This window comes from Oleiphilus sp. HI0086 (genome assembly GCF_001635225.1).
The window spans coordinates 1-11055 of the sequence record NZ_LWFZ01000493.1 but is presented as its reverse complement, the minus strand read 5'-3'; the positions used below and the strand labels follow the sequence as shown (position 1 = coordinate 11055).

Here is an 11055-nt window from a genome sequence, read left to right as displayed (position 1 = left end):
GGTTTCGATACAGCTGAGGTTGACGATATCGTCATGGGCTGCGTTACCGCTGTTGGCGACCAAGGTGCTGATATCGCAAAAACTGCAGCATTGGCTGCAGGATGGAATGATGATGTTGCAGGTGTTGTCCTTAATCGCTTTTGCGCATCGGGGCTCGAGGCGGTTAACACCGCTGCAATGAAGATTCGTTCAGGTTGGGAAAATCTCGTGGTCGCTGGGGGTATCGAGTCTATGTCACGAGTCCCGATGGGGAGCGATGGTGGTGCTTGGGCAATGGACCCCGAAACGAACTTTAAAACGGGTTTTATGCCGCAGGGCATTGGTGCAGATTTGATCGCTACCTTGGGTGGATACTCCCGTGAAGACGTCGATGCCTTTGCTATGCGTTCGCATCATAAAGCAGCGGCGGCTTGGGAACGCGGCTCTTTCGAAAAATCTGTGGTGCCGGTCGTTGATCGTAATGGTATCGAAATTTTAGCGAACGATGAGTTGGTTCGGGCGGATGCATCCATGGAGACCTTGGGTAAGTTAAAAGCTTCGTTCCAGATGATGGGCGAGATGGGCTTTGACGGTGTTGCTCGTCAGCGTTATCCGCAAGTTGAGTCAATCAATCACATCCATTCACCTGGTAACTCCTCGGGTATTGTTGATGGTGCTGCAGCTGTCTTAATTGGTAGTGAGGCTGCTGGTAAAAAATTCGGTATGAAACCACGGGCTCGTATTGTTTCTACAGCTGTTGTTGGAACTGACCCGACGATTATGCTCACAGGTCCTGCGCCCGCTGCACGAAAAGCACTTAAAGTAGCTGGCATGGACGTTAAGGACATCGACTTGTTCGAGGTGAACGAAGCATTCGCCTCTGTGGTCATGCGCTTTATGGACGAACTAGAAGTGAGTGAAGAAAAAGTAAATGTTAATGGCGGTTCAATCGCGATGGGTCACCCTTTAGGCGCAACAGGAGCAATCATTTTGGGTACGTTACTAGATGAGCTTGAAGCTCGTGACCTAAAGACTGGCCTAGCGACCTTGTGTGTCGGCGGTGGCATGGGTATCGCAACGATTATCGAAAGAGTTTAAGAGGAGAACGGCCGTGAGTATAAATAACAACACGAATTCAGTGATTGTAGAAAAAGATCAAGACAATATCGTTCACTTTATTCTTGATAAGCCCAATTCCGGTGCCAACTTAATGGACCAGGAATTTACAGACTCCTTATGCGCAGCAGTCGAACAACTTCGTGATGAAGACTTCGCAGGTGTGCTATTCCGTTCAAATAAGTCGACTTTCTTTGCCGGTGGCAACCTTGATGACCTCTATGCAACTACACGTCAAAATGCCTCGGTTCTGTATAAAATGGTTGACCGCCTAAAACTGGCAATGCGAGAGCTAGAAACATCTGGTAAGCCGGTTGTTGCTTGTATCAACGGCGCTGCACTTGGGGGGGGGTGGGAGCTTGCGCTTTCGTGTCATTACCGTGTCGCTTTAAGCAAAGGTGTGACGCTAGGTCTACCTGAAGTGACGCTTGGCTTGTTGCCTGGTGGTGGCGGTGTTGTCCGTATGTCTCGTCTCTTAGGCCTTCAGGCGGCATTGCCGTTTTTGACCGAAGGTAAACAGCTCAAACCTGAGAAAGGTAAAGATCTTGGTTTGATCAATGAAATTGTCGATGCACCTGAAGAACTAGTTTCTTCGGCTATTGCTTGGATTAAAGCCAACCCTAAAGCCCAACAACCTTATGATGTAAAAGGCTATAAAGTGCCAGGAGGAAAACCTTCAACGCCTGCCTTAGCGAAGATGTTACCGATTGCACCCGCAATGATGCGCGAAAAAACCAAAGGCACCATGCCAGCTCCTGAGTCGATTCTCTCGGTAATGGTTGAAAGCCTACAAGTTGATGTCGACTCGGCAATGCGCATTGAGACACGATATTTCGTTGAGCTGGTTTGTAGCCAGGTAGCGAAGAATATGATCGGTACTTTCTGGTATCAACTCAATGAAATCAAGGCGGGGGCAGCGCGTCCTGATGGCGTAGAAGCGTCAAAGGTGAGTAAGGTGGGAATTTTGGGCGCCGGTATGATGGGTGCAGGTATTGCCTATTCATCAGCAGCTAAGGGCATTGAGGTCGTGTTAAAAGATGTTTCAGTAGAAAATGCTGAAAAAGGTAAAGAGTATTCTCGGAAGATCCTTGATAAGAAAGTGAAAAAAGGACGCTTAAGCAGTGATAAGCGTGATGCTGCCATGAACGCCATCCTGGCGACCGATAATGCGCAGGACTTGAAAGGCTGTGACCTAGTCATTGAAGCTGTATTTGAAGACAGAGGTCTAAAAGCAAAGGTCACACAGGAAGCTGAAGCGCATTTAGAGTCATCAGCTGTATTTGCTTCGAATACCTCTACCTTACCCATTACTGGTCTTGCGGAAGCCTCTAAGCGACCAGAGAACTTTATTGGCCTTCATTTCTTTTCGCCAGTCGACAAAATGCCGCTGGTAGAAATCATCTGTGGTGACAAGACCTCAGATGAAACACTGGCCAAAGCTTATGACTACGTTTTGCAAATTGGTAAAACGCCAATCGTAGTTAATGACAGCCGTGGATTCTTCACTTCCCGTGTTTTCGGCACTTTTGCAAACGAAGGGATCGCCATGTTGGGTGAAGGGATACCGGCCGCAGCGATCGAAAATGCAGCCTTCCTGGCAGGTTTTCCGGTAGGACCGTTGGCAGTGACCGATGAAGTTAGCATGACCTTGATGGAAAAGATTCGTAAGCAAACGATTAAGGATCTTGAAACGGAAGGCAAACCTTATCTGGCGCACCCAGCCGATGAAGTTGTAAATAAGATGCTTGCGCTAGAACGTGCAGGAAAACTTGCGGGTGGTGGTTATTACGATTATCCGGCTCAAGGTAAAAAACACTTATGGTCAGGTCTAAAGGATAAGTTCGAACAACCCGACCGTGAAGTTAGTGTTGATGAGATCAAAGATCGCCTGCTTTACATTCAAGCGATTGAGACTGTCCGCTGCGTCGAAGAAAAAGTACTGACCAGCGTTCGAGACGCTAATATCGGCTCCATCATGGGAATTGGTTATCCGGTCTGGACGGGCGGCATCTTGCAGTTTATCAACCAAACAGGCTTAGAGTCTTTTATTGAAAGGGCCGAAGCCTTGCATCAGCAATGCGGTGAGCGATACGAAGTCCCTCAACTGCTTAAAGATATGGCCCGAGACAATTTGACGTTCAAAGACTAGCTAAATCTATATCAACCAGTTTGTGAGGTTTTGGGCCTCACAAGCTTTGAATAATTCTAAGAAAGGTAGAAAAAGATGATTAAACGAACAGTATTTGAATCTGAACAAGAAATGTTTCGCGATGCGTTTAAGAAGTTCCTTGAAGCTGAAGCTGTGCCTCACCACGAGCAATGGGAGAAAGACGGTCAGGTATCTCGTGAACTATGGAAGAAGGCTGGTGAACACGGCTTTTTAAGCCCAACTGTCCCAGAAGCATACGGCGGTGTTGAAGGTGACTTTCGTTTCAATGCGGTGATCGATGAAGAAGTTGCTAATTACGGCTTAAGTGGTATCGGCTTTGGCTTGCACTCAGACATCGCGGTGCCTTACATCATGGCTTACGGTTCCGAAGAGCAAAAGCAAAAGTACCTGCCGGGTTGTGTTGATGGTTCAATTGTGACCGCGATTGCCATGACAGAGCCTGGCACCGGTTCTGACTTACAAGGTGTGAAAACCAATGCTGTGTTAGACGAGTCAGGCGAGTTCTATACACTCAATGGTTCTAAGACCTTTATCACTAATGGACAGTTAGCAGATTTAATTATCGTGGTGGCTAAAACTAACCCTGAAGCTGGCGCAAAAGGTACGAGCCTTCTGTTAGTTGAGGCAAACTCACCCGGCTTTGAAAAAGGCACCAATCTTCATAAGATCGGTATGAAGGCACAGGATACGTCAGAGCTATTCTTCCAGGATGTAAAAGTCCCAAAAGAAAACGTGCTAGGTGCTGAAGGCATGGGCTTTATCTACCTTATGCAGGAGCTACCACAAGAGCGGCTATCGGTAGGCTTAAACGCGATCGCTAGTGCAGAGTCGATTCTTGAGCAAACAGTCGCATACGTTAAAGAGCGTAAAGCCTTCGGCCGTGAAATAGCATCGTTCCAGAACACCCAGTTTAAGCTTGCCGAAATGTCAGCAACCTTGACGATGGCGCGTGTATTTGTCGATAAATGCTTAGAGCTGCATATTAATAAGCAACTAGATGTGGTGACCGCAGCGAAGCTTAAATTATTGACTACCGAGATCCAGTGCGATGTGATTGACGAGTGTTTACAGCTACATGGTGGTTACGGCTACATGTGGGAGTATCCGGTTGCGCGCGCTTACGCAGATGCGCGTGTTCAGAAGATCTATGCTGGTACAAATGAAATCATGAAGTTGATTATCGGCCGCTCGATGGTCTAAAGGAAGTAGGGGTAAGTAATGTCACAACCACTCAAGGGAATTAAGATTCTCGACTTTACCACCTTATTACCGGGCCCTTATGCAACGCAATTGTTGGCAGATATGGGCGCAGAGGTTGTAAGAGTAGAGTCACCTACGCGACCCGATCTACTAAAGCTCTTGCCGCCAATGGTAGGTAAGGTTTCTGCCTCGCACGCCAGCGTTAATCGCAATAAGAAAACGATTGCTGTTGATTTAAAGCATGAGAGTGCAAAAGAGATCGTTCATAAGTTGGTGAGTGAGTTTGATATTGTGATTGAGCAATTCAGACCAGGTGTTATGGCGCGTCTAGGTCTGGATTATGAGGCCTTGGTAAAGTTTCAGTCTAAATTAATCTATTGCTCGATCACAGGCTATGGTCAAACAGGGCCCTTAAAAGATCGGGCAGGGCATGATATTAACTATTTGGCTTTGTCGGGCTTAGCCAGTTTCTCTGGCAGAAAAGAAACCGGTCCCACTTTATCTGCAACACAGGTTGCCGATATTGCAGGTGGTTCACATCATGCCGTAATGGCGATTCTTGCCGCAGTGATTGAACGTGCTTCTACTGGAAAAGGCCAGCACCTGGATATCAGTATGAGTGATGCGGCCTTGGCGCTGAACACGATGTTCGGCGCCAACGCGCTAGTCAGTGGCAAGGACCCAGCGTGTGGCGAAGAGATGCTCAACGGTGGTTTATTCTACGACTACTACCAGACGGCAGATGGCAAGTATATTTCGGTCGGTAGCCTGGAACCAAACTTCGCGATGGTTTTGCTATCTACCCTAGGTTTGACAGCTTACCAGAATAAGATTGCCGACCAACGAGCCGAAACCCAAACAGAAATCAAGGCAGCAATTGCAGCAAAAGTGATCGAAAAAGACCAAGCTCACTGGAATGACGTCTTTGGCAACTTAGATGCTTGTGTAGAACCTGTATTGAGTATCAACCAGGCTGCAGCGCACCCTCACTTCATAGCGCGGGGCATGATTACCACCGCTGTAGATGAGACAGGCAACGAGATTCAACAAATAAATAGCGCATTGCCATTTAAGTCTGAAGGCATAAAGCAAGCAGGGAGACCTTTGGGGGCAGATACCTCAGATGTATTAAAGTCTTTGGGCTATAGTGATGAGCAAGTTCAGGGGCTTAGAGAGGGGAAGTGTGTTAAGTAAGCATATATCTCGCTGTGAACCTGACTCGTGCTAACCTGCCAGCGAGCCGTGGAAGGCTCTGCCTACAGCTGAGGCTAAGTCGGGGCCTTGCTCAATAACGCAATCAGCGCTTCAATCTCACTTAATTTCTCTTCTGCGTTCTTGGCCTCAAGCTCAAACTTAAGTTTTGTGGCGCCTTCTAGCTTGTACTTTATCGGGTTCTTTTGCACTAGCTGAACGATGGCCAAGGGGTCGACTTTCGTGTCTTTTGAAAACTCAAAACTACCGGAGGTCTCGCCTGCGTCGATTTTATCGATGCCAACAGGATCGGCTTTGAGCTTCAGCTCTGTTTGACGCATTAGGTTTTTCACAGCGTCAGGTAACATACCGAAGCGGTCAATCATTTCGACTTGAATGTCTTTTAGGCCGTCCTTATCGGCAGCGTTAGCAATACGTTTATAGAGTACTAAACGCATATGTACGTCTGGTAAATATTCGTCAGGAATAATTGCGGGAATACGCAGGTTCACCTCGGTGCCATGCATTGGGTTCTCAAGGTCGAGCTCTTTTCCTTGTTTAAGCGATTTAACGGCTTGATCTAGCAAGTCCATATATAGGGTAAAACCGATATTCTGAATCTGGCCGCTTTGTTCTTCACCTAATAGTTCACCTGCACCACGTATCTCTAGGTCGTGCGTTGCCAACATGAAGCCCGCCCCAAGTTCTTGCGAGGCAACAATTGCTTCAAGTCGTTTTTCAGCATCGCCACTAAGTTTTTTAGAGCTGGGTGTCATGAGATAGGCGTAAGCCTGGTGGTGTGATCGTCCGACGCGTCCACGTAACTGGTGTAGCTGTGCCAAGCCGAACTTATCAGCTCGGTCTATCATGATGGTGTTGGCATTAGGAATATCGATGCCGGTCTCAATGATGGTTGAGCAAACTAAAACATTAAAGCGCTGGTGATAAAAGTCTGACATCGCGGTTTCAAGTTCACGCTCACGCATTTGACCGTGGGCAATGCCAACTCGCGCTTCAGGTACCAGTTTAGTTAAGTACTCAGCTTCTTTATGAATATTTTTAACATCGTTAAATAAGTAGTAAACCTGACCACCACGCAGAATCTCACGCAAGAGAGACTCTTTGATCAAAGCATCTTCGCGCTCACGAACGAAAGTTTTTACTGACAGACGCTTAGCAGGTGGTGTGGCGATAATCGATAGATCGCGTATGCCGCCCATCGCCATATTTAAAGTACGCGGTATTGGCGTGGCGGTAAGGTTTAAAATATCTACGTCGCTGCGGAAAGACTTAATCTTTTCTTTCTGCTGCACACCGAATCGATGTTCTTCGTCAATAACCAAAAGACCAAGGTCTTTGTACTTAACATCTTTTTGAATCAGCTTGTGGGTACCGACAATAATATCTATTTTTCCAGCCTTTAGGTCTTCCAGCGCTTTAGCCTGATCTTTTGGAGAGTTGAATCTTGATAGCACATCGACTTTAACCGCCGTGCCTGCAAATCGATCTTGGAAAGACTCGTAATGCTGCTGCGCAAGAAGTGTCGTAGGAACGAGCACTGCGACCTGCTTACCCGAGTAGGTTGCGACAAATGCGGCACGCATCGCCACTTCAGTTTTACCAAAACCAACGTCTCCGCAGACGAGCCGGTCCATCGGCTGTTCGCGTGTCATATCGCGAAGCACTGCCTTAATCGCAGCTTGCTGATCGGGTGTCTCTTCAAACGGGAAATTGGCGCAGAAGGCGCGGTAAGCTTCACCAGGTTTATCACATTTAAATCCGGAGCGTGCTTCACGCTTTGCATAAACTTCGAGCAATTCTGCGGCCGTATCACGAATTTTCTCTAAGGCTTTTTGCTTTGCTGCACTCCACTTTTCAGTTCCCAGACGGTGCAGCGGAGCGAGTGATTCGTCAGTTCCGCTATATCGAGAAATAAGGTTGAGGTTAGATACAGGAACATAGAGCTTGGCTTCGTTGGCATACTCAAGCATTAGAAACTCATCGACTTGATCACCCACTTTGATCGTTTCTAAACCGCGATAGCGGCCAACGCCATTATCAATATGTACGACCGGCGCGCCGATGGATAATTCCGTCAGGTTTTTCACCATCATTTCAGAATTATCACTAGATTTCTTACGGCGTCGGCTCTGTACAACTCGCTGGCCGAACAATTCTGTTTCGGTGATAACCTGAAGTGACGCTTCTTGCGAAATAAAGCCGTGCGACAAACTGCCAGTTACTAACTGTACCTGGCTGTCTGTTTGCAGAAAGCTTTGCCAGCTTTGAGTGTCTTCGAATGCGAAGGCGTACTGTGTGAACAACTCGCTTAGTACTTCACGTCTGCCCGCGGTTTCAGCAATGATCAGCGTCTTACCGGCAAAGGCGTCTATTGCCGTTTTAAGCGCACTGAGTGGATCGGTATTTCTGTCATCGACACCTACTTGCCCTAGTACATCAAAAGGTAAGTTTGATTTACCTGCACCTTCACTTAATCTCGCGGTGGATAAGGTTAACCTTGGGTGTTGCTTTAAATCAGAAAATAATTCGTCAGTTGTCAGGAACAGGTTTCTAGGCGGAAGAATAGGGCGCTGGATATCGTGCCTTCGATCTTCGTAACGGCCGTTAATATCGCTCCACACATGATCTAGCAATTCAGGCATGTCACTTGGCGTAATGACAAGTGACTGTTCAGGTAAATAGTCAAACAGTGTTGTCATCTCTTCAAAAAACAGCGGGCTGTAATATTCAACGCCGTGTGGTTTGATTCCGTCTTTGATATCTCGATATAAAGGACAGTTTGATGCCGCATTTGGGAACTGCTCTAACCAACGGTTCCGAAAACTCATGCGGCTTTTATCGTCCCATGGGAATTCGTTTGCAGGTAAAATCTTTAGCGATTTGATCTTATTTTTTGAACGCTGGTTATCCGGGTCGAATGTACGCAGGCTTTCTATCTCATCATCAAACAACTCGATACGAACGGGTTCTTCACTGCCCATAGGGTAAAGGTCAAAGATTGAGCCTCGTATTGCGTACTCGCCATGCTCATAAACGGTATTAACATTTCTGTAGCCAACTTCTTCAAGCATACGGCGGTACTTTTCAAGCTCAAATGTCTGCCCATTCTTTAAAGAAAAGGTGTGCGCGTTCAAAAAGCTTTTTGGTGGCAAACGATGCAATAGCGTATTAAGCGGGATGATAAGTAAGCCGCGCTTAGCAAGAGGAAGCTTGCTGAGAGTTTCCAAACGCTGAGAAATAATATCTTCATGGGGTGAGAATGTATCGTAGGGAAGTGTTTCCCAGTCAGGGAAAACATAAACCTCATGCTTGCCTTCGTTAAAGAATTTAAACGCGCTTTCCATTGCGTAGGCTTGTTGCGAATCTTTAGCGATATATAAACAAAAGCCTTCTATCTCATTAAGTAACTCGTAAAGTGTCGCCGCGCTAGCACCTTGAGGAATGGAGCCCCAGTATTTATGGTCAGCGGGCACTGAAGGAATAAGCGTTGACGAAATAGAAGAGACATTCATGCTAAGTTACTGTTCTCGAATTGGCGGCAGAAATAAGGGGCGAATAATAGCTTTGATCGAGGAATATTGCACCCCGATATAAGCCCTTAGCAAACGAGATACAAAAATCTTTGCTTTGGTTTAACGAAAGCGCTTTCTTTGTGGCATAATTCGCGCCGCTATTAATAGATAGCTGAACCATGACCCAGATCTTGAGGCAATACCTTGTTAGTTACCGCGAATATTACAATGCAGTTTGGCGCAAAGCCGTTATTTGAAAACGTTTCAGTTAAGTTTGGTGAGGGCAACCGCTATGGCCTAATTGGTGCCAATGGCTGCGGTAAGTCAACCTTTATGAAAATATTGGGCGGTGACTTAGAGCCTACCTCGGGGAATGTCTCTAAAGACCCTAATGAACGAATTGGTAAGCTAAAGCAGGACCAGTTCGCCTATGAAGAGTTTAGTGTTGTCGATACCGTTATCATGGGGCATGAAGAGCTTTGGTCAATCAAAGCGGAGCGTGATGCGATCTACGCCAAGCCTGAAATGAGTGAAGAAGACGGTATTCGCGCAGGCGAGCTTGAATCTGAATTCGCTGAAATGGACGGCTACAGTGCAGAATCTAGAGCGGGTGAATTACTGATTGGCGTTGGTATTCCGGTTGAGCAGCATTATGGCCCAATGAGCGAAGTTGCACCGGGTTGGAAACTTCGTGTCTTACTCGCGCAAGCACTTTTCTCTGAACCCGATATCATGCTGCTCGATGAGCCGACCAACAACCTGGATATTAATACCATTCGTTGGCTAGAAGGTGTTCTCAACGAGCGTAACTGTACGATGATCATCATCTCGCACGATAGACACTTCTTAAATAGTGTTTGTACGCATATGGCTGATCTCGACTACGGTGAATTACGTCTGTATCCGGGCAACTATGACGAATACATGCTTGCATCGACTCAGGCACGTGAACGCCAGATGTCTGATAATGCGAAGAAGAAAGCACAGATCTCAGAATTAAAGGCCTTTGTCGCTCGTTTCTCAGCCAATGCATCTAAATCTAAGCAAGCCACCTCGCGTGCAAAACAGATTGATAAAATTCAGCTTGATGATATCAAACCCTCGAGCCGCCAAAACCCTTTCATCGTCTTTAACCAAGAAAAGAAGCTTCACCGAATGGCGCTTGAAGTTGAAAGCTTGACCAAGACCTATGAAGAAACGCTCTTCAAAGACCTTAACCTGATGGTTGAAGTGGGCGAGCGTATCGCGATTATTGGCCCTAACGGTATCGGAAAAACCACCATGCTTCAGTGCCTTACAAATAGCATCGAGCATGATGCTGGTACAATAAAGTGGTCTGAGAATGCCAATATTGGTTACTACGCTCAGGATCACGCTTCAGATTTCGAAGAAGACAAAGATCTATTCGAATGGATGGGTGAATGGGGGCAAGAAGGTGATGACGAACAAGTGATTCGTGGCACTCTTGGTCGCTTACTTTTCTCTCAGAACGATATCAACAAGTCAGTCAAAGTGATTTCGGGTGGAGAGCAGGGCAGGATGCTATTTGGCAAGATCATGCTTCAGAAGCCAAATATTCTTGTGATGGATGAGCCGACTAACCACTTGGACATGGAGTCTATTGAATCCTTGAATATGGCGCTAGAAAAGTTTGAAGGAACTCTACTGTTCGTTTCTCACGATAGAGAATTTGTTTCATCTTTGGCGACACGTATTATCGAGATTACGCCTGATGGCATAGTCGACTTTAACGGTAACTATGATGAATACCTAGAGAGCCAGGCCCAGTAAAAACCTTGCTCTTAAGGTTTTGAATGAAGGGGCGTAAAGCCCCTTTTTTAGCATTGTTATATATCGACCGGACTT

At 46.6% G+C, this 11055-nt stretch carries 6 protein-coding genes; 5 read left to right on the top strand and 1 reads right to left on the bottom strand.

The window, feature by feature from the left end; translation table 11 throughout:
* The 4 genes from A3756_RS06050 to A3756_RS06035 form a co-directional block, all read left to right on the top strand.
* Window positions 1-1077 (top strand): acetyl-CoA C-acetyltransferase (locus A3756_RS06050; RefSeq protein WP_068553079.1); only part of this gene is annotated, 1077 nt, incomplete at its 5' end.
* A gap of 13 nt (window positions 1078-1090) precedes the next feature.
* Window positions 1091-3244 carry a 3-hydroxyacyl-CoA dehydrogenase NAD-binding domain-containing protein gene (locus A3756_RS06045; RefSeq protein WP_197473258.1) on the top strand — a complete coding sequence of 718 codons (2154 nt, stop codon included), beginning with the start codon at window positions 1091-1093 and terminating at the stop codon, window positions 3242-3244.
* Between the two features lie 75 nt (window positions 3245-3319).
* Entirely contained in the window at window positions 3320-4465 is a 1146-nt protein-coding gene (locus A3756_RS06040) for an acyl-CoA dehydrogenase family protein (RefSeq protein WP_068553075.1), read from the top strand.
* Window positions 4466-4483: 18 nt separating this feature from the next.
* On the top strand, window positions 4484-5659 hold the full coding sequence (locus tag A3756_RS06035) for a CaiB/BaiF CoA-transferase family protein (protein ID WP_068553073.1): 1176 nt from the start codon (window positions 4484-4486) through the stop codon (window positions 5657-5659).
* Between the two features lie 74 nt (window positions 5660-5733).
* Here A3756_RS06035 and mfd read toward each other — a convergent pair whose 3' ends face one another.
* Complete coding sequence (gene mfd, locus A3756_RS06030; protein ID WP_068553071.1) at window positions 5734-9189, bottom strand: transcription-repair coupling factor; 3456 nt, start codon at window positions 9187-9189, stop codon at window positions 5734-5736.
* 204 nt (window positions 9190-9393) lie between these two features.
* Between mfd and A3756_RS06020 the strand changes: the two genes are divergently transcribed.
* Window positions 9394-10980 (top strand): ABC-F family ATPase, encoded by a 1587-nt coding sequence (locus A3756_RS06020; protein ID WP_082865111.1) that lies wholly within the window; start codon window positions 9394-9396, stop codon window positions 10978-10980.
* Window positions 10981-11055: the final 75 nt, after the last annotated feature.